We start from the raw sequence: 20,042 nt of genomic DNA, 5'->3' as shown, positions 1-20,042 counted from the left end.
AAATAAATAATGCTTTTTCGGCATGATAGCATTGAAATCATTTTTACTTTGATTGGAATAATGAAAAAGGGGCCATCCCGCCGTCCTGCCACCTCCAAGCACCCCACACCCCCATGCGCATTCTTCAGATTCGCCTGCAAAACCTCAACGCCCTGGCAGGGCGCTGGCTGGTGGATTTAAGCGGCGACGCCTATATCAACGAAGGCCTGTTCGCCATCACCGGCCCCACCGGCGCGGGCAAAAGCACGCTGCTGGACGCCATCTGCCTGGCCCTGTACGGCCAAACTCCGCGCCTGGACAAAATCACCAAAGGCAGCAACGACGTCATGGCCCGCCACACCGGCGAATGCTTTGCCGAAGTCACCTTCGAAACCCCTGCCGGGCGCTGGCGCTGCCACTGGAGCCAGCGCCGCGCCCACCGCAAACCCGACGGCGAGCTGCAAGCGCCCCGGCACGAACTCTCCAGCGCCGACGACGGGCGCATCCTCGCCAGCTCCGTGCGCGACGTCGCCGCCGAAGTCGAGCGCCTCACCGGCCTGGACTACGAACGCTTCACCCGCGCCATGCTGCTATCGCAGGGCGCATTCGACGCTTTTCTGAACGCCCCGCCCGACAAACGCGCCCCGCTGCTGGAGCAGCTCACCGGCACCGCCCTCTACAGCCACATCTCCATGCGCGTGCACGAGCGCCACAGCCAGGAACAGCACACCCTGGCCGAACTGCAAGCCCAGTTGCACCACTTCGCCCCGCTGGACGAAGCCCAGCGCCACGCCCTGGAGGCCCAGCGCGCCGCCCACGCCCGTGCCGCCGCCGAGCTGGAGCAGCAGCGCGCCGCAGGCGAGCGCGCCCTGCAATGGGGCCAAAACCTGCTGCAACTGCACGAGCGGCAAGCCCGGCTCGCCCAAACCCGCCACGCACTGGATGCGGATGTCGCCGCCTTCGCCCCCCGGCAAACCCAGCTAGCCGCCGCCTTGCGCGCGCTCGAACTGGCCGCCCAGCACAGCGCCCTGGCCGCCCTGCGCCAGGCCCAGCAAAACGACGCCGCCGCCGCCGAGCGCCTGCACCACCAGCGTCCCGCCCGCGAAGCCGCGCTGGCGCAAGCCCAAAGCCAGGCCGACGCCGCCCAGCGCCAGCACCACAGCGCCCGGCAGCAATGGCAACAGGCCCAGCCCGCGCTGCGCCAGGCCCGCGCGCTGGACGTGCAAATCCGCGACAAACGCCACGCACTGGACGAAGCCGCCGCCAGCGCCCAAGCCAGCGCCCAGCGCGAGCACACCCAGCGCGCCACGCTGGAGCAGCAGCACACCCAGCACGCCCAAGCCCAGGCCGCGCTGGCCCAAGCCCAGGCCGATTTGCAGCGCACCCAGTCTGACGCCGACCTCATCAGCGCCTGGCCCGAACTGCGCCCCCGCCTGCAAGACGCCGCCCAGGCCCAGCGCGCCGCGCAAGAGCGCCAGCAGCACATCCAGCAAGCCCGGCACGCCCTGGAGCAACACGCCCAGACCCTTCAGGCCAGCCAGCAACAAGCCGCCGCCCAGCAAGCCCACGCCCAGCAACTGCAAACGCAATGGACGCAGCAACAAGCCGCCTTGGCCCAATGGCTGCACCACCGCCCGCTGGCCGACTGGCGCGCCGACCTGACCACCGCCCAACGCCACGCCGATGCCTGGCGTGAGGCCATCGCCCTGCACCAAACCTGGCTGGCCGCCGAGCAGGCCCACGCCGAGGCCCAAACCCAGCGCCAACACCTGCAAACCGCCCTGACCAGCGCCCGCCACGCCCGCGAGCTGGCCGCGCTGCACACCCAAACCCAAAAGGCCGCGCTCGAACAACGCGAGCGCCAATGGCAATTGGAGCTGCACATCCAGAACCTGGAAGAACTGCGCCACACCCTCAGCCCCGGCCAGCCCTGCCCCCTGTGCGGCGCCGAGCAGCACCCCTACGCCGCGCACCGCCCCGACATCGCCCCCGAAGGCACCCGGCAAGCCATCGACCAGGCCCGCCAGCAACTGGAGCACTGGCGCGAACAAGCCACCCAGGCCCAGTTGGAAGAAGCCCGCCTGAGCGAAGCAGACGCCCACGCCCGCGCCCAAATCCAAAGCCAGCAACAAGCCCTCCAGGCCGCCCAAACGCAGTGGGAAGCCCTGTTCGCCCAGGCGCTGCCGGACTCCCTCCCGCCCGAGCCGCTCGGCCCCAGCGCCACCCTGGCCGATTGGCTGGCGCAAGCCCAGGATCGGCAGGCCCAACACCTGCGCCAATGCAGCGAGCGCCTGGCCCAGGCCGACACCCTGCAAGCCGCTCTCGCCCCCTTGCGCGCCGAGCTGGACGCCGCCCTTGCCGCCGCCCATCAAGCCGAGCGCGACGCCCTCACCCAGGCCCAACAGCACAGCCAAGCCCAGGCCCGCCTGCACGCCTTGCAAGAAGCCGCCCAGGCCCCCGACGCCCATTGGCAACAGCAAAGCCAAACCTTGCTGGAGCAGGTGCGCCGCTTCGCCCCCAAGGCCCAACTGGCCGACGTGCAAGCGCCCCAGCCCCTGCTGGCCCAGCTCGGCCAGCGCCACGCCCAGCGCCAGCGGCAGGAGCAACAAGCCGCTGACGCCCGCCAGCAGCTGCAGGACAGCGCCCAGCGCCTGGCCCTGCACCAGCAGGAACTGGCCCATTTGCAAGCGCAAACCGCCCGCCACGCTGCCGAAGAAACCACCGCCCGCCAAAGCTGGCAAACCCTCGTGGACGAGCGCCAGCGCCTGCTCGAGGGCCAAGCCGCGGACGCCTGCGAAGCGGCCCTGCTCGCCCGGATGCAACAGACCGAAGCCGCCAGCGCCGCCGCCCGCCAAGATTGGCAGGCAGCCCAGCAAGCTCTGGAGCAACTGCACCAGCGCCAGCAAGACCTCGCCCAAGCCCTGGCCGAACGCGCCCCGCGCTTGCAGGACGGCGAAACCGCATTGGCCCAGCGCCTGCACGCCCAAGGCTTTGCCAGCGAGGCCGAGTGGCACGCCGCCTGCCTGCCCGAGCACGAACGCCACCATTTGGGCCAGCAAGCCCAAGCCCTGGCCCAGCGCCAGGCCCTGTGGGAGCAGCAGCAGCGTGACACCGCCGCGCAACTGGCCGCGCTGCAAAGCCAGCCCAACCCCGTGTACGCCCAATGGCAGCAAGCCGCCAACGCCTGCGCCCAGCCAGCGCAGGCCGAAACAACGCCCTTGGGCGCAGAAGATCCGGGCGTTCAGGCGGACAGTGGGCAAGCGGATCTGGGCGATGCGATCTCCCCTCGCACCGCGGTGCCAGCGCCTGCGCCCTTGCCGTGGGATGCGCCGCAATGGGCCGCCGCGCTGGAAATCCTGCGCGCCCTCCAGCAGCAGCGCAGCGATGCGCAAGCCAAGCTGGCCCAGGCCCAAGGCGCGCTCCAGCAGCGTCTGGACGACGACTCCCGCCTGCGCCAGCGCCACGCCGCCCAGCTCGCCCACATCCAGCGCCAGCAGCGCCAATGCCAGCGTTGGGCGCTGCTGCACCAGCTCATCGGCTCGGCCGATGGCAAGAAGTACCGCAACTTCGTGCAAGGTTTGGGCTTTGAGGCCGTCATCGCCCACGCCAACGTGCAATTGCAAAGAATGACCGACCGCTACCTGCTGGTGCGCGATACGGCGCAGCCGCTGGCGCTCAACGTCATGGACCACTACCAGGGCGGCGAAATCCGCACCACCAAAAACCTCTCTGGCGGCGAGAGCTTTCTCGTCAGCCTGGCGCTGGCGCTGGGCCTTTCGCACATGGCCAGCCGCAACGTGCGCGTGGACTCGCTGTTTCTCGACGAAGGCTTTGGCACGCTGGATGAACAAACGCTGGACGTCGCCCTCGACGCCCTGGGCACCCTGCAACGCAGCGGCAAGCTCATTGGCGTCATCTCCCACGTCGCCGCGCTCAAAGACCGCATCGCCACCCAAATCGAAGTCACCCCCCAAAGCGGCGGGCGCAGCGCACTGCAAGGCCCCGGCGTGCAGCGGCTGAGCGATGCCAAGGCGCCGCGCAGTACAGGAAAATTACCAATCAAAAAGAAAAGCAAAAAACCTGTTTAGGCAAGTCTGTATTGAAAAATATCAAATATTAATGATTTTTGAAATGTAAATTTAAAAATCTGCCTAAAAAAGCAGCAAGCCACCTGTCCCCATAGGGCCATCCCACGGCCACCCACGACTTATCCACAAGTTTGTGCACGGTTGTTGTGGATGGCGGGCAGGGCGCCTTGCTCTGCACCCGCCGGGGCGCTCTTGCGGGGGGCGAAAAGTGCATCACACGCTCTAAACAGGCTTACAGCCCCTGCTGGGCGCGAAAGGCTTTGGCCGCGCTGAAATGGCCGCAGCCGATAAAAGGCCGCGGCCCGCGCCGTGCCGACAGCGGCGAGGGGTGGTTGGCCAGCAGCACCAGATGGCCGCGATCGGGCGGGATCAGGGCCTGCTTGGATTGCGCATGCGCCCCCCAGAGCATGAAGACCACTGGCCGCGGACCTTGCGCTACCTGGGCGATAAGGGCATCGGTCAGCGCCTCCCAGCCCTTGCCGGCATGGCTGGCGGCCTGGCCTTCTTCCACCGTCAGGCAGGTGTTGAGCAGCAGCACGCCGTTTTGCGCCCAGCCAACCAGGCTGCCGCCAGGCTGGGGAAACGCCGGGGGCGCAGCGCCCAAATCGCGTTGCATCTCTTCAAAAATATTGCGCAGCGAAGGCGGCAGCGGCACGCCCGGCGCGACGGAGAAGGCCAGCCCCTCGGCCTGGCCGCGGCCGTGGTAGGGGTCCTGGCCGAGGATGACGATGCGCACGTCCTGTGGCGCGGTCAGCTCCAGCGCACGCAGCGGCTGGGGCGGGAAGATGCTTGCGCCCGCATCCAGGCGTTGCTGGAGAAATTGCAACAGCCGCTGACCCGTGGGGCTGCCGAAAAACTGGTCTGTGGCGGCCATCCAGCCCGGGGCTACGGGCCAATCGACGGGGTCGGCGCTGAGGAGTTGGTCGGCGCGCATGGAGTCCTTTCAGATTTTTTGGGGTATGCGAGGCGGGGGAGTGTAGGGCGCACGGCGCTGACCCATCTGGTGTGCCAAGGGGGATGCCTCGCTCAGCCCAAGCCGTTTTGCGGCTCGGGCGGCGCGGGCGTGGCCGGTTGCTGGCGGATCTTCGATGGAATCTGCCTCTGCGGGCGGTGCGGGTGGTTCAGGTGGTTCAGGCGGCGCGGGCGCTTCGGAGGGGGAGGCGCGCAGCACCTGCTGCATCAGCGTGGCGGTTTCCGCCTCCATTTCGCGCAGGCGCGCCGTGAGTTTTTCGTTGGCGTAGGCGGGCAAGTCGGGGTCGTGCATGTCGGCCAGCACGTGCATGCGGTGGTCGCTGCGGCGGGTGTATAGCTCGGCCAGCTCGCGCGCTTTTTCCGGCGCGATGCCCAGGGCCTCCAAAGCCAGGCGGGCGCTGCGCATGGCGGCGTCGAAGGTTTCGCGGATGACGTGATCGGCGCCAGCGCGGTGCAGTTCGTAGCCGTTGCGCTGGTCGTAGGCGCGGGCAATGATGGGCAGCTTGGGGTAGTGCCGCCGCACGAACTGGATGATCTCCAGGGCGCGGTGCTGGTCGTCGATGGCCACGATGAGCAGTTTGGCGTCTTGCAGGCCGGCCGAGGCCAGCAGCTCCGGGCGATTGGCATCGCCGTAATAGGTTTTCAGGCCGAATTTGGTCAACCCTTCCACGGTTTCGGCGTGGTAGTCGATCACCGTCGATTGGAAGCCGCAGGCGGCCAGCATGCTGTTGATTTGCACGCCGAATCGGCCATGCCCGAGCAAGATAATGGGTTTGCTGGCGGCGATGTCGTCGTGGGGGCGCTCTTGCGCCTCCTCCTCTTTGACGCGGGCGGCCAGTTTGTCGTGCATGACAAACAGCAAGGGCGTGGCAACCATCGACAAGGCAATCACCAGCAGCATGCGGTCGGCGATCAGCGGCGGCAGCAAATGGCTTTGCTCGCTGATGGACAGCAGCACAAAGCCGAACTCGCCTGCCTGGGCCAGGCTGAAAACGAACAGCTTATTGGCCGGGCCAGAGAGCTTGAAGGCCCGTCCCAGCACGTACAGCACCAGCATTTTCAGCACGATCAAGCCAGCGGTAAGGCCCAGGATGGGCCAAAACTCTGCGCCCAGAAGCCGGAAGTTGATGCCCGCGCCTACGGTGATGAAAAACAGCCCCAGCAGCAGGCCCTTGAAGGGCTCCAGATAGCTTTCCAGTTCGTGTCGGTACGCGCTTTCGGCCAGGGCCACGCCGGCAATGAAGGTACCCAGCGCGGGCGACAGGCCGATGACCGACATCAACTCGGCAATCCCGACCACCAGCATCAAGGTGAAGATGGTGAACATCTCGCGCAAATGCGTGCGGCCAATGTGGTGAAACATCGGCGGCACGATGCGGCGCACCCCGAACACGATGGTGAGCAGCATCAGCGCAGTGGCGATGGCCTGAAGCCACACCGGCTCGCCCGCGAGCAAGTTGATGGAGTGATCGACCCCTTCGGCCTTGGCCGCAGCGCCTGCGGCCCCCAGCAGCGGCAACAGTGCCAGCATGGGGATAGCAGCCACGTCCTGAAACAGCAGCACCATGAAGCCCGATTGCCCCCCTTGGCTGGAGAGCAAGCCCTTCTCCCCCAGGGTTTGCAGCACGATGGCGGTGGAGGACAGCGCCAGAATGCAACCGGCTGCCACGCCAATTTGCCAGCTCTGCCCCAGCAGCATGGCTGCGGCGGCAATCAGGGCGGCGGTCAGCCCCACTTGCAGCCCGCCCAGGCCCAGTAATTTATGCCGCAACTGCCACAGCTTGTTGGGCGCCAGCTCCAGGCCCACCAGAAACAGCATCATGACCACGCCAAACTCGGCCACTTGCTGGATGGTTTCCAGCTCCTTGCCCACCAGGCCCAGAACCGGCCCGATGATGATGCCCGCCACCAGATAGCCCAGCACCGAGCCAAGGCCAAAGCGCCTGGAAATCAAGACCGCTGCCACGGCTGCAAAAAGGTAGATGAAGGCGTAAAGCAGAATCTGGGACATGGGGGCTGTTCCGAAAGCGCGCGGCGGCGAGGCTGCGTGAGTGGAAATTGTATTGAACGCTCTCAAGTCAACTCCCCTATCAACCCCATCAGGAGGCGCAAGGCCATGTCGTGGTTCAAGAAAATGATTCAGCCCGCCGCCGCTTCGGCGGAACCGACGCTGCTGGATTGGCGCACGTTTACCGAGCGCTGCGCCCAGGCGTGCCAGGCCAAGCTGGCGAGAGCGGTGCATGTGCGCTGGGCCGATGATTGCCAGCGGACGCTGGTGTGCTTTGCGTTGGAGGACGGCACCCAGGTAGGCATCTCGCCGCAAGGCGCTTTTGCGCAGTACCAGCAAGCCCCTGAGCGGTTGGAGGTGTTGCTGGCCGCTATTCCGGCCCAGGTGGAGCGCCTGGACTATCACCGCACCCCCAGCGCCGAGCACATCTTTCCCGTGATTCGCAATCTGCATGCGCTCTGGCCCGATGGCCAAAGCCCGCAAGGGCAGGACGGCCCCATCGTGTTCCCGCTGGCTGGGGATCTGGCCTTGACGTTCGTGCTCGATCAGCCCGATGCCCTCGCCCTCCTGCACCGCAGCCAGTGCGCCCAATGGGACCAATGGGGCCTGGCCGATGAGGATGCCGTTTGCCAACTGGCGCTGGAGAACTTTTCGGCCTACGCCAGCGCGGACGATCGCACGCGCCTGCACCCCTACGAGGATGCGCCGGGGCTGTTTTACTTCGAGTTGGATCAGGTCTATGAATCCAGCCTGATTCTGTTTTTGCGCGACATCCTCGACGCCTACCAGCCAGCCCTGCAAGGCCCGCCCGTGTTGGCCGTGCCCGCGCGGCACGTGCTGCTGTTGTGCGGCGCGCAAGACGCCCACGCGCTGGCGGCGATGCAGCAGCGCGTGCGCACGGTGTGTGCGCACTTTCCTTACCCCATCTCCGCGCAGCTCTACAGCCTGGATAGCAACGGGGCCATCGCACTGTTCCATCCGCCAGAGGCCCCAGGCGAGCCAGAGGCGCAGACGAAGGCTTGAGCTTGGCCTTTGCCCCACCCGCTGCGCCTGGGGAGCGCGCAACACGCTCTATGGTTTAATGCGCGCCTCACATTTCGAAGGGGAGTATCCCTGCGGCGCAGCGCCTTGACCGAGCGCGCTGAACGCCAAATGTGGCGCCCGTCAGTACGAGCGGCGCAAGCCCTCTTTTTTGGGGAGAGGCTCGCGCAGGCTCCGGGCGTCGCGCTGCCCGGGCGCGCGGCCAGGCCGCTCTGAGCAGGGGAGAGACTTTCGAGCCATTTACCCGAACCCCCTCCCTTTCTCCCCCCATTGCTTATGGAATTTGCTCTGCCTGTTGAATTTGAAGTCGGCTCGCTGGTCGTGCTGACGCTGATCCTGGTTGCCGACTTGTTGCTCATCCTCAAGCGGCCCCACATCCCCTCCATGCGCGAAGCCTCGCTGTGGGTGACGTTTTACGTCGGCTTGGCGCTGGTGTTTGCGGGCCTGATGTGGTTCTTCACGGGCCGCGAATATGCGGGCCAATTCGTCGCTGGCTGGCTGACGGAGTATTCGCTCTCCATCGACAACTTGTTCGTATTCGTGCTGCTGCTGGCGCAGTTCAAAGTGCCGCGCCAATACCAGCAGGAAGTGCTGATGGTGGGCATCATCCTGGCGCTGGTGCTGCGCGGCATCTTCATCTTGCTGGGCGCGGCGTTGATCCAGAACTTCAGTTGGGTGTTCTACCTCTTTGGCGCGTTTCTGGTTTACACCGCCTACAAGCAAGCCTTCCCCGGCGGTGATGAGCAGGAGGAAGACCTGGAGCCTGCCGTGGTGCGCTTTGCCCGCAAGCACATGGCCATCGCCCCCGACTACGACGGCGCCAAAGTGCGCACCGTGGTGGACGGGCGCAAGATGTGGACGCCCATGCTGATGGTCTTCATCGCCCTGGGCTTTACGGATTTGATCTTCGCCATCGACTCCATCCCCGCCATCTTCGGCATCACGCAAAGCCCGTTCATCGTCTTTACGGCCAATATCTTCGCCCTCATGGGCCTGCGCCAGTTGTACTTCCTGCTCGGCGGCCTGCTCGATCGCCTCAAATACCTGCACTACGGCATCGCCTTCATCCTGGCCTTCATCGGCGCCAAGCTGGTGCTGCACGCCATGCACGTCAACGAGCTGCCCTTCATCAACGGCGGCCAGCCCATCGAGTGGGCGCCGGAGATATCCACCTGGGCTTCGCTGGGCGTGATCGTGGCATCCATGGTCGTGGCCACCGTAGCCAGCCTGATGAGCAAGGAACCATCGCACCATTGATGCGTGGCAGGGCCGCTGCGCAGATATTTTACAAATCAAAAAGAAACAAAATCAACTTATTTTGGCATGGTATAAATAAGATAGGTTTTATTTTGATTTGTAAATCAAGCAGATGGGCTTGAGACTTCCGAAACCACGCCTGGGGCGTGGTTTCGGTTTTTTAGCAACGCAGCATCGCGTTGCGATCGCCGGATTTTTCTGACTGTTGAACATTTGCACCTTTGGACTTTGGGACTGCTGGATATGACCCCCACTGAAACGACGCCGAGCGCCCAGGTGCGCCCCTGGCTGATGGAATTGCAAACCCGCATCGTTGACGCCTTGCAAGCGCTGGAAGTGCAAGCGGGCAGCGCCGTGCAATTTGTGCGCGAGCCGTGGCAAAAGGCAGCGGGCGAGCCGCTGCAAGGCGATGGCATCACCTGCATCATCGAAGACGGCCAGGTGTTCGAGCGCGCCGGCATCGGCTTTTCGCATGTGCGCGGCGCCAGCCTGCCGCCCTCGGCCACGCAAAAACGCCCCGAGTTGGCCGCCGCGCCGTTCGAGGCGCTGGGTGTGTCGCTGGTCTTTCACCCGCGCAACCCCTACGTGCCCACCGTGCACATGAACGTGCGCATGCTCACCGCCCGCCCGGCAGACGCGGCGCCCGTGAGCTGGTTTGGCGGCGGCATGGATTTGACGCCCTATTACGGCTACGAGGAAGACGCGCAGCACTTTCACCGCGTCTGCCAGGCCAGCGTGCAGCCCTTTGGCGCCGACAAATACCCGCGCTACAAAGCCTGGTGCGACGAATACTTCTACCTCAAACACCGTGGCGAGCAACGCGGCATCGGCGGCATCTTTTTCGACGATGTTTCGGAGCTGGGCTTTGAGGGCGGCTTCGCGCTCATCCAATCGGTGGGCGAGCACTTCCTGCAAGCCTATTTGCCCATCGTGCAGCGCCGCCAGGCCCAGCCCTGGGGCGAGCGCGAGCAGCAGTTCCAGCGCTACCGGCGCGGGCGGTATGTGGAGTTCAACCTGGTGTTCGATCGCGGCACGCACTTTGGCCTGCAATCGGGCGGGCGCACGGAATCGATCTTGCTATCCATGCCGCCGCATGCCTGCTGGGCCTACCAAAAGCAATTCGAGCCTGGCTCGCGCGAGGCGGAGTTGACGGAGAAATTCCTGATCCGGCGCGATTGGCTGGCCGATCATTGAAGGGGAAGGGGAAGTGTCGCAACGCGGCGCGCCCTCTGGCGCCGACGGCCCAAAAAGAAAAGAGCTACGAGGCTACCCAAGGTGAAATTAGAGAGTGAGGGAGGAGAAGCACCTAGGGAATCGTCAACCGGGCAAGCCCGAAAGCCTCGTAGCTGGAAATACCAACCAAGTCTTGGCGACTGGCATCCGACTGGGCCTTTGCTTACAGGTTCCAAGTGGAACTTGTAAAAATCGGCTTCAACCGTTACCCGTTGCCAAGGAGGAGACATTATTTTGACAAACTCGGGGCTTGTCAAGCGCTGCCGCGCCGTTTTTGCACCGCTTGGGCCAGCAAAGCCAGGATTTCCTGCGATTCTTCCCAGTCCACGCAGGCGTCGGTGATGCTTTTGCCGTATTCGAGCTGGCGCGGATCATCCTGGCCGGGGGTGAACTTCTGCGCGCCGGGCTTGAGGTGGCCCTCGATCATCAGGCCGAAGATGTGGCGCGAGCCGCCCGCGATTTGCGCCGCCACGTCTTGCGCCACGGCTTTTTGGCGCGTGTGGTCTTTGAGGCTGTTGGCGTGCGAGCAATCGATCATCACGGGCACATGCAGGCCGGACTTGGCCATTTCATCGCATGCGGCCTGCACGTGTTGCGCGTCGTAGTTGGGGGTTTTGCCGCCGCGCAAAATCACGTGGCAATCCTCATTGCCCTCGGTCACGACGATGGCGACTTGCCCCGTTTTGTGCACGGAGAGGAAGTGGTGCGAGCGGCTGGCGGAAAGGATGGCGTCGGTGGCGATGCGGATGTTGCCGTCCGTGCCGTTTTTGAAGCCAATGGGCGAGGACAGGCCCGAGGCCAGCTCGCGGTGCACCTGGCTTTCCGTCGTGCGCGCGCCGATGGCGCCCCAACTGATGAGATCGCCGATGTATTGCGGCGAGATCACATCGAGAAACTCGCTGGCAGCGGGCATGCCCAGGCGGTTGATCTCGATGAGCAGTTGGCGGGCGATGCGCAAGCCCTCATCGATGCGAAAGCTGCCGTCCAGGTACGGGTCGTTGATCAGGCCCTTCCAGCCCACGGTGGTGCGCGGTTTTTCAAAGTACACGCGCATGACGATTTCCAGCGTATCGGCGTATTGCTCGCGCACTTGGACGAGTTTGCGGGCGTATTCGAGCGCGGCGGCGGGATCGTGAATGCTGCATGGGCCAATGATGACCAGCAGGCGGTCGTCCTGCCCGCGCAGCATGGCGCGGATGCGTTCGCGCGTCTGGCTCACCAGGCGCTCGGTGCGTGTGCCTTTGATGGGGAAGAAGCGGATCAAGTGATCGGGAGGCGGCAGCACGTTGATCTCCTGAATGCGCTGGTTGTCGGTCTGGCTGGTTTTTTCCACGGGGTCAAGGTAGGGCATGGCAGTGGGGTTGGCTGGGTGAGAAAGAAAACAAAAGGCCAAACAAAAACCGCCGGGCTTGGGGGCCTCGGCGGTTCAGGTATGGGGGGCTGGTTTGCTATGCGCTTGCAGGTCGATCCCTCTCATCCGCCAAGGACAGAGATGTCAAACCAGAAAAAGTAAGCGTGGGTTGCAAACATGGGGCGGCAATGTAGCACAGTTCATGCGCTGCTCAGCGCGTGCGCCGCGCGCCTGGCGGCAAGATGGTGCGGGCGACGACGGTGAGGAAGAACTGCTTGTCCAGCCACAGCCAGATCAGAACGGGCACCAGCGTGGGCACGATCAGCGTGCCCAATTGAAAGCCGTACACAATGCCTTCGATCTGCCAGGCGCTGATGCGCAAGTGGCCCAGGTCCAACTGGGCGGCGACGATGATCTCCTGCAAGATGAAAAACACCAGCGTGAAGGCCTGGAATGGCAGCAGCAGGGCATAGCCCGCCAGGGCCTTTAGCAGCAGGCGTTTTTGGCGTGCGGCCAGCAGCAAGGCCAGAAAGATGGGCAGGCCGTAGGCGTAGCGGGCGGGGTCGGCCTCCAGCGAGAGTTCAGCGCGCTGGCCGCCGGAGTTGGGCACCGGGAAGTCGATGCGGGAGTTGACTTCCAGATGATGGGGATAGGGCTGGGTGTGGGCCTCGCGCACCCAGCCGGAGGCGCCCGATTCCAGCGCCACGGCGGCGATGGCGCTGACGGGCCAGGAGGTCCAGGGTTTGACGTACACCCAGGCGGGGATGAGCACCGCCAGCCACAGAAAGACGGTGAGGGCGAAGACGGGCAGGCGCACCTGCCGTTTGTCGAACAAGACGGTGGCGGTAGGGGAGTTGGACATGGGCGGCGGCGAACAGGTCAACAAGCCCAATCAGGCATGGGCGGCAGGCGGGGGCGGCAGGGCTGCATCGTCGTTGGCATCGCTGGGCGCGCCGAGGCTGACGCGGCGCACCCACAGCAGCCAGACGATGAACACATCCAGCATGATCAGCGCTTGCCAGAGGTATTCATGGGCGAAGTCGAACACGGCCTTGTCCCACAGTTGCAGGTAAAACAGGCTGATGACGCGGGCGATATTGACGATCTGGATGGCCACAAACCCCAGCGTCATGCCCCAGAACTTGGCGCTCCAGCTTGAGGGGTAGGCCAGCACGGCGGAGAACAGCAGCAGGCAGGCTTCCACGCCGTTGCAGCCAGGCTCGATGGAGACGCCCAGGCCCGTGGCTGGATCCCACAGCACCTTGCCCGAGGCCATGACGGTGTGGTCGAACGTGGTGACCAGCCAGGCGCAAATCTGCGCCAGCAAAGCCGTCCAAGGCAGTACCACGTTTTGCTGCACCACCTGAAGCATGTTCAGCCCGAACAGGATGGCGACCAGCGCGATGAAAACCAGAAAAAAACGCATGGCAAGACAAGGAAGCAAGGGGGGAGGGCAAGAGTCGGTTTAGCGAGCTGGCAGCGACCAGGCGCAGGATCGTACCAAAGCGTTGATGGGGCTGAGAGGCTTGTCGCGCAACATCTTGTTTTCCATATCATTGGAAATAAAAATCACATATTTAGGCATGATGGTAAAGGCATCAATTTTTCCATGATTTGTAAATAAGCCATCCCGTTCGGAGCGCGCCGAGCGGGTGGGAACACGCTCTACACTTCGCGTTTTCAATTTTGCGCCGATGCCATGTCCTCAAGATGGAAACCCAACGTCACCGTGGCCGCTGTGATTGAGCAGCAAGGGCGGTTTTTGCTGGTGGAAGAAGACACGCGCGATGGCTTGCGCCTGAATACGCCTGCGGGCCATCTTGACCCCGGCGAGGGTTTGCTCGATGCCTGCCGACGCGAAGTGCGGGAGGAGACGGCCTACGACTTCGCCCCGATGGAGCTGGTGGGCATTTACCTCAACCGCTTTTGCCCCAGCGGTGCGGGTGAGGATTTGACCTATCTGCGCTTTACCTTTTGCGGCCAGCTCGGGCGGCACTTCCCCGAGCAGGCGCTCGATACCGGCATCGTGCGCACGCTGTGGCTGAGCCTGGAGCAATTGCAAGCCAGCCGCGAGCGCCACCGCTCGCCCGTCGTGCTGCGCTGCGTGCAAGACTACCTGGCCGGGCGACGCTATCCGGCAGCGGCGGTTACGGTGGATCCCAGCATTTACCTCCCCGGCCCTGACGTCCAAGGCGGCTTGTTGAGCGCCTGAACAGCCTGGCAAGCCTGCGCGGCAATGTTTCAATCAAAGTAAATATAGTTTGAATGTTAAATTGCCGAAATAAGGGTATTTTATTTCTTTTTGATTTGTAATAAATGACAGTAAAGCAAAGCAGGCATGGCAATGGCAGCCCCTCTGCAAGCGCCAATCGCCTTTGAACAGGCTTGCCGCCGCCCAGCCACTGCCCCCGCCATCGCAACGCTCTTTGTTTTCCCCTCCCCCTCCTGCATCCCACCCCATGCACATCCACATTCTTGGTATTTGCGGCACCTTCATGGCAGGCGTAGCCGCGCTGGCCAAAGCCCAGGGCCACACCGTCACCGGCTGCGACGCCCAGGTTTACCCCCCGATGAGCGAGCAGCTCCAGGCGCTGGGCATCGCCCCCATTGAGGGCTATGGCGCCGACCAGACGGCGCTGGGCGCGGATATGTACGTCATCGGCAACGTCGTCAGCCGTGCGCGCACCGCCGATGGCGCGCCGCGCTACCCGCTGATGGAGGCCATTCTCGACCAGGGCCTGCCCTACACCAGCGGGCCGCAGTGGCTGGCCGAGCACGTGCTGCAGGGCCGCCACGTGCTGGCCGTGGCCGGCACGCATGGCAAAACCACCACCAGCGCCATGCTGGCCTGGATATTGGAGGACTGCGGCGCCAACCCCGGCTTTCTCATCGGTGGCGTGGCGCAAAACTTCCCGCACTCGGCGCGCCTGGGCCGCGCCGTGCAGCGTGAGCGCAGCAGTTACTTCGTCATCGAGGCCGATGAGTACGACACCGCCTTTTTCGACAAACGCAGCAAGTTCGTGCACTACCGCCCGCGCACGTTGGTGCTGGGCAACCTGGAGTTCGACCACGCCGACATCTTCGACAACCTCGCCGCCATTGAGCGGCAGTTCAACCACCTCATCCGCACCGTGCCCGGGCGCGGGCGCATCATCGCCAACGGGGCGGACGCCAACCTCGCCCGCGTGCTGGAGCAGGGTGTGTGGAGCGAGCTGCGCCATTTCGGCATCGCCGCGCCCGGCGCCTACAGCGCCAGCGGCAGCGACCAGCGCTTCCAGGTGCTCTATGGCGACGCCCCCGTGGGCGAAGTGCGCTGGGATTTGGGCGGCCGCCACAACCAGCTCAACGCCCTGGCCGCCATCGCCGCCGCCGAGCACGCGGGCATTCGCCCCGCCGATGCCGCGCGCGCGCTGGGCCGCTTCAAAAACGTGCGCCGCCGCATGGAGCTGCGCGGTGTGGCCGGCGGCGTGGCGGTGTACGACGACTTCGCCCACCACCCCACCGCCATCGCCACCACCTTGCAAGGGCTGCGCCGCCGCCTGCCGGCGCATGAGCGCGTCATCGCCGTCTTCGAGCCGCGCAGCAACACCATGAAGCTCGGCGCCATGGCCGCGCAACTGCCCGCCGCCTTGCAAGAGGCCGATCAAGTCTGGGCCTACAACCCCCAACTGGGTTGGGACGTGGCCGCGGCCCTGGCCCCGCTGGGCGAGCGGGCGCACACCCACAGCGATATCGACGCCCTCGTGCGCGCCATTGCCGCCAACGCCCGCGCGGGCGACCACATCGTGTGCATGAGCAACGGCAGCTTTGGCGGCATCCACGCCAAGCTGCTGGCCGCGCTGGCAGCGCGGGGTTGAAACCCGCCCCTTGGGAGACACCGCCAATGACCACCTGGGCCACCCTCCTGGCTGAAGGCCGCCGCAAGAAAGACAACCTGCAACCGCAACGGCAGGAACCGTTGCCAGCGCAGCCGCCAGCCTCCGCCGACGAAACCCGCACCGAAATCGAGCGCGATTACGACCGCATCCTCTTTTCCACCCCCGTGCGCCGTCTGGCCGACAAAACCCAGGTTTTTCCGCTGGACCGCAACGACAGCGTGCGCACGCGGCTGACGCACTCGCACGAAGTTTCCAACCTTGGCCGCAGCATCGGCACCGCGCTCGTCTTTCACCACCGCATTGCGGCGGATGTGCCCAATGCCCAGCGCAACATCCCCGCGCTGCTGGCCACCGTCGGCCTGGCCCACGATCTGGGCAACCCGCCCTTTGGCCACCAGGGCGAGGACGCCATGCAGCACTGGTTCCACACCCACCAGCGCGCCGTGCTGCACGGGCTGGACGATGCCCAGCACCGGCAGGACTTTCTGCGCTTTGAGGGCAATGCCCAGGCGTTTCGGCTCGTGGCGCGCTTGCAACTGATCGACGACGACTTCGGGCTGGATCTGACCTACGCCAGCCTGGCCGCGCTGATGAAATACCCCACCGCCTCGCATCAGGCGGACGGCAGTTGCGCGGCGCGCAAAAAACACGGCTTTTTTGCTGCCGAACAGGCTGCCGCCGAGCAAGTCTGGCGCGCCACCGGCCTGGGCGCAGGCCGCCGCCACGCGCTGGCCTATCTGATGGAGGCGTGCGACGACATCGCCTACGTCGTGCTTGACGCCGAAGATGCGGTGAAAAAAGGGCTGGCGTCGTTCTCCGACCTGATGAACTTCCTCAACGTGCAGGCTGCGGACGACGCCGTGACGGCGCGCGTGGTGGCGCACAGCCTGCACAAACACCAGCAGCACCAAAGCCAGCAAAGCGCGCGCCATCGACTCTCGCCCGCCGAGCTCAATGACATCTCCATGCAGCGCTTTCGGATTTTTGCCATTGGCGCGATGGTGCGCGCCGTCACCGCCGCTTTTGTGGCGCACGAGCGCGCGCTGTGCGAGGGCACGCAGCCCAAGCCTTTGCTGGAGCTGAGCGAGGCGCGCCAGTTGTGCGCCGCGCTCAAGCGCTTTTCCATCGCCCATGCGTACAACCACCGTTCGGTGCTGGCGGTGGAGCTGCAAGGCTTTAACGTCATCGGCGATTTGATGGGCATGTTCTGGGCTGCCATCGTCGATCGTGAGGAGGCGGCCCACCCCGCCTCACGCCGCCGCCATCCGTTCACGCGCTATGTGTATGAGCGCATGTCGGAAAACTACCGCCGCATTTTTGAAAACCCCTCGCCAGAGGATGCAAAGCTGCCGCTGCGCTACCGCGAATGCCTGTTGCTCACGGACATGGTTTCGGGCATGACCGACTCTTACGCCGTGCACCTGCACGAGGAGCTGGCGCGCGTGCAGGGGCGTTTTGATGTGGATGCGTTTTTGCAGCCACAGGCTTGATGCGGCATTTTTACCAATCAATAGGATGGAAAATATCCTTGTTATGGCATGATTTTATTGATGTCAAATTTCTTTTGATTGGTGAAATCTAGTCCAGCCCATTCTCGTCGGCCAGCAAGATCAGGCGGGTGAGTTCGGCGGCGTTGGCGGTTTCGGTTTTCTCCAGCACGTGTTGGCGGTGTACGTGCACGGTTTTCTCGCTGATCTCCAGCATGCGGGCCACGGCTTTGTTGGGGTGGCCCTGGGCGATGAGGCGCGCCACTTCGCGCTCGCGCGGCGAGAGGCGCTCCAGCAGCGCCTGCGCGCCGCTTTTGCGCTTGTGGGTTTGCCGGGTGGCGCGCATGTGCTCGACGGCGCTGTCCACGGCGTCGAGCAGTACCTGGTCTTTAAAGGGTTTTTCCAGAAAGTCGTGCGCGCCCGCTTTCATGGCTTGCACGGCCATTTCGATGTCGCCGTGCCCGGTCATGAACACGATGGGCACGGCCCAGCCGCGGGTGATGAGGTGCTGCTGCAAGGCCAGCCCGCTCATGACGGGCATGCGGATATCCAGCAGCAGGCAGCCGATGTCGGCGGGCTGCTGCGCGTGGGCCAGCAAAAAGGCTTGTGCGCTGTCGTATTGCTGCACCTGCCAGCCTACGGAATCGAGCAGAAAGACCACGGAGCGGCGAAAGGCCGCGTCGTCGTCCACCAGGTAAATCGTGGGTTGTTCGCTAGGGTTCATACAGTGGGCAAACTCAGTGAAAAGACCATGCCTGGGCCGCTGCTTGGGCGCGTGGCTTGCAGTTGCCCGCCATGGGCTTCGGCAATGCTTTTGCAGATCGACAGGCCCAGGCCCAGGCCGTCTGCCTTGGTGGTGTAAAACGATTCGAAAAGGCGCTGCATTTGCGCGTCGCTCATGCCTGCGCCCCAGTCGCGCACGTGAATCCAGAGCCAGCCGTCTTGCTCGTCCAACTGAATGTGGATGCGCGCCGTATCGGGGGATTGGGCTTGCATGGCGTCTTGCGCGTTTTTGAAGAAGTTGAGCAGGATTTGCTGGATTTGCAGCGGATCGACCTTGACGCGCGTGTGCGGGGCAAGCGCGCCGCCGACTTCCATTTGCGGCGGGTGCAGTTGCATGCCTTTGAAGAGGGCGATGGCATCGCGCACCAGGGCGGCGGGGTCGCAATCTTCGCGCGTGCTGGGGCGTTTGCGCACAAAGCCTTTGATGCGCTTGAGGATGCCCGCTGCGGTGTGCGAGAGGGTGACGATCTGGGTGGAGGCTTCGCGCACGGCTTCGTCGTTGAGGCGGCCGTTGTCCAGGCGGCGCAGCAGGCTTTGTGCGTAGTTGCTCACCCCCGCCAGCGGTTGGTTGAGTTCGTGCGCCAGCGTGCTGGAAAGCTCGCCCAGCACGGACAGGCGCGAGAGGTGATCCACCTGCTCCTGGTGTGCGCGCATGCGCTGTTGCAACGCTTCGCGTTCGAACAAGGCCTGCTCCAGCGCGGCGGTGCGTTTGCGCACCAGATATTCCACCCGCAGGGTATAGGCCGCCCAGCACAGCAGCGCCAGCAGGCAAAACAGCACGTAAGGCCAATAGGCCTGGATGGTGTGCTGCAAGCTGGTGGCGCGCAGGTAGTCGTAAGAGCCGATGCGCAGTTGGCGGAAGACGTCGTGAATGGATTGGTAGTCGGCCGGCACCGTCCAGCCCAGGCCGTGCCGCTGCGGATCCATCTTCAGCAATGCGATGGCGACCGCGCGCGCCAGCTCGCTGGAGGTGTGGCGCAGGCTGGCCAGGGGCCAGTTGGGGTACAGCGGCGAGGAGACGGCGCAGCCCAGCGCAGGCTCGAACTGCCCGGCCACCACCTTGTAGTGCTGGCGCCAGTTGGGCACGGTTTCCAGCAAGCAGGCGCGTACGATGCCCGCATCGGCCTGGCGCAAGTCGATGGCGCGCAGCACCTGCTGCATGGGGTAGCCGACAAATTGCATGCGCAAATCCCGTTGGGGATCGATGCCTAGCCCATCCAGCTCGCGCCAAATGATTTGGTAGCCGCCAAAGCCCTCGGAGGAGATGGCCGCCAGCGTTTGGCCGCGCAGGTCCTCCAGCCGTTCCAGATCGGTGCGCTCGCGCGCCGCAACCACGGTGGCGGCCACCCCTTGGTGGGAAGTGGGGGTGCGCCCGTGTGCGAGGGTGACGATGCGGCTGACGCCAAAGGCCACCTCCAGCTCCACATATTGGCCGGGGTTGGTCAGCACGAAATCCACCTGCCCCTGCTCCACCGCCTGGCGCAACGCCCCCAACCCCAGGTACTGCATGGTGAAACGGGCCTGGGGGAGCGCCTGGTTGAGGTAATCGGCCAGTGGCCCCCATTCGTGGCGGGCGGCGTCTTCACCCAGAAACGCCAGCACGCCAATGCGTACCGGGGTGGCGTCGGCGGCCTGCCCGTGCGCCGGAGAAGATGCGTACGCGGCTTGCGTGCAAGCCAGTAATGCGCTGATCCAGGCCCAAGCGAGTCGACTGGCAATGGGCAGCCAGAGCTGTCGGGCAAGGGGGTAAAACAGGGCGGCAGGAAAAGGGCGGCGCCAGCGGAATCGAAGCATGGCGGCATTGGAACCGAAATCGGTTGTACCCCTTGGAATATGGCCCTAGAGCGTGTTATGCACTTTTCCGAGAGGTGGTGCTGAGCTTGGATACAGTGCCAGCATGTCTCGCAAGCCTTACCCCAGTGATGTCAGCGATGAAGAATGGAGCTTTGTCGCCCCTTATCTGAT

15 protein-coding genes are annotated in these 20,042 nt (G+C 64.5%); 7 read left to right on the top strand and 8 right to left on the bottom strand.

Features of this window, described 5'->3' with window-relative positions; translation table 11 throughout:
- Positions 1-113 precede the first annotated feature (113 nt).
- Positions 114-4,067, top strand: a complete 3,954-nt coding sequence (locus tag EBQ26_RS07980) for an AAA family ATPase (RefSeq protein ID WP_122238495.1) — start codon at positions 114-116, stop codon at positions 4,065-4,067.
- A gap of 232 nt (positions 4,068-4,299) precedes the next feature.
- On the opposite strand, the gene EBQ26_RS07975 is transcribed toward EBQ26_RS07980, so the two are convergent.
- Positions 4,300-5,001: a uracil-DNA glycosylase gene (locus EBQ26_RS07975; RefSeq protein WP_122238494.1), complete on the bottom strand. Its 702-nt coding sequence runs from the start codon at positions 4,999-5,001 to the stop codon at positions 4,300-4,302.
- A gap of 9 nt (positions 5,002-5,010) precedes the next feature.
- Entirely contained in the window at positions 5,011-7,050 is a 2,040-nt protein-coding gene (locus tag EBQ26_RS07970; protein ID WP_238944237.1) for a monovalent cation:proton antiporter-2 (CPA2) family protein, read from the bottom strand.
- A gap of 105 nt (positions 7,051-7,155) precedes the next feature.
- Here EBQ26_RS07970 and EBQ26_RS07965 point away from each other — a divergent pair, with 105 nt between their 5' ends.
- The 3 genes from EBQ26_RS07965 (at position 7,156) to hemF (ending at position 10,539) form a co-directional block, all read left to right on the top strand.
- Positions 7,156-8,070 (top strand): hypothetical protein, encoded by a 915-nt coding sequence (locus EBQ26_RS07965; protein WP_147474029.1) that lies wholly within the window; start codon positions 7,156-7,158, stop codon positions 8,068-8,070.
- A 294-nt stretch (positions 8,071-8,364) separates the two neighbouring features.
- Entirely contained in the window at positions 8,365-9,345 is a 981-nt protein-coding gene (locus EBQ26_RS07960) for a TerC family protein (RefSeq protein WP_122238492.1), read from the top strand.
- A 243-nt stretch (positions 9,346-9,588) separates the two neighbouring features.
- Positions 9,589-10,539, top strand: a complete 951-nt coding sequence (gene hemF / locus EBQ26_RS07955; RefSeq protein WP_122238491.1) for an oxygen-dependent coproporphyrinogen oxidase — start codon at positions 9,589-9,591, stop codon at positions 10,537-10,539.
- Positions 10,540-10,831: 292 nt separating this feature from the next.
- On the opposite strand, the gene EBQ26_RS07950 is transcribed toward hemF, so the two are convergent.
- The 3 genes from EBQ26_RS07950 to xrtH all read right to left on the bottom strand — a co-directional run bounded on the left by EBQ26_RS07950 (position 10,832) and on the right by xrtH (position 13,355).
- Complete coding sequence (locus EBQ26_RS07950) at positions 10,832-11,929, bottom strand: 3-deoxy-7-phosphoheptulonate synthase (protein WP_122238490.1); 1,098 nt, start codon at positions 11,927-11,929, stop codon at positions 10,832-10,834.
- A gap of 211 nt (positions 11,930-12,140) precedes the next feature.
- Positions 12,141-12,791 carry an exosortase H-associated membrane protein gene (locus EBQ26_RS07945; protein ID WP_238944236.1) on the bottom strand — a complete coding sequence of 217 codons (651 nt, stop codon included), beginning with the start codon at positions 12,789-12,791 and terminating at the stop codon, positions 12,141-12,143.
- A 30-nt stretch (positions 12,792-12,821) separates the two neighbouring features.
- Positions 12,822-13,355 carry an exosortase H gene (xrtH, locus tag EBQ26_RS07940; RefSeq protein WP_122238489.1) on the bottom strand — a complete coding sequence of 178 codons (534 nt, stop codon included), beginning with the start codon at positions 13,353-13,355 and terminating at the stop codon, positions 12,822-12,824.
- A 273-nt stretch (positions 13,356-13,628) separates the two neighbouring features.
- On the opposite strand from xrtH, the gene EBQ26_RS07935 reads away from it, so the two are divergent.
- Positions 13,629-14,141, top strand: a complete 513-nt coding sequence (locus EBQ26_RS07935; protein WP_122238488.1) for an NUDIX hydrolase — start codon at positions 13,629-13,631, stop codon at positions 14,139-14,141.
- A 33-nt stretch (positions 14,142-14,174) separates the two neighbouring features.
- On the opposite strand, the gene EBQ26_RS12690 is transcribed toward EBQ26_RS07935, so the two are convergent.
- Positions 14,175-14,390 (bottom strand): hypothetical protein, encoded by a 216-nt coding sequence (locus tag EBQ26_RS12690; RefSeq protein WP_147474028.1) that lies wholly within the window; start codon positions 14,388-14,390, stop codon positions 14,175-14,177.
- On the opposite strand from EBQ26_RS12690, the gene mpl reads away from it, so the two are divergent.
- Together mpl and dgt are read left to right on the top strand one after the other, a co-directional pair.
- Positions 14,389-15,786 (top strand): UDP-N-acetylmuramate:L-alanyl-gamma-D-glutamyl-meso-diaminopimelate ligase, encoded by a 1,398-nt coding sequence (gene mpl / locus EBQ26_RS07930; RefSeq protein ID WP_122238487.1) that lies wholly within the window; start codon positions 14,389-14,391, stop codon positions 15,784-15,786. The genes EBQ26_RS12690 and mpl overlap by 2 nt on opposite strands.
- A gap of 26 nt (positions 15,787-15,812) precedes the next feature.
- Positions 15,813-17,297 (top strand): dGTP triphosphohydrolase, encoded by a 1,485-nt coding sequence (gene dgt / locus EBQ26_RS07925; RefSeq protein ID WP_122238486.1) that lies wholly within the window; start codon positions 15,813-15,815, stop codon positions 17,295-17,297.
- 88 nt (positions 17,298-17,385) lie between these two features.
- Here the strand turns inward: dgt and EBQ26_RS07920 are convergent, their stop codons facing one another.
- Entirely contained in the window at positions 17,386-18,018 is a 633-nt protein-coding gene (locus EBQ26_RS07920; RefSeq protein ID WP_122238485.1) for a response regulator transcription factor, read from the bottom strand.
- Complete coding sequence (locus EBQ26_RS07915; protein ID WP_122238484.1) at positions 18,015-19,871, bottom strand: sensor histidine kinase; 1,857 nt, start codon at positions 19,869-19,871, stop codon at positions 18,015-18,017. The genes EBQ26_RS07920 and EBQ26_RS07915 overlap by 4 nt, the downstream gene beginning before the upstream one ends.
- Positions 19,872-20,042 lie beyond the last annotated feature (171 nt).

Source organism: Allofranklinella schreckenbergeri (assembly GCF_003703475.1).
GTDB classification, from domain to species: Bacteria; Pseudomonadota; Gammaproteobacteria; order Burkholderiales; family Burkholderiaceae_C; genus Lampropedia; species Lampropedia schreckenbergeri.
This window is presented reverse-complemented; position numbering and strand designations above follow the sequence as displayed.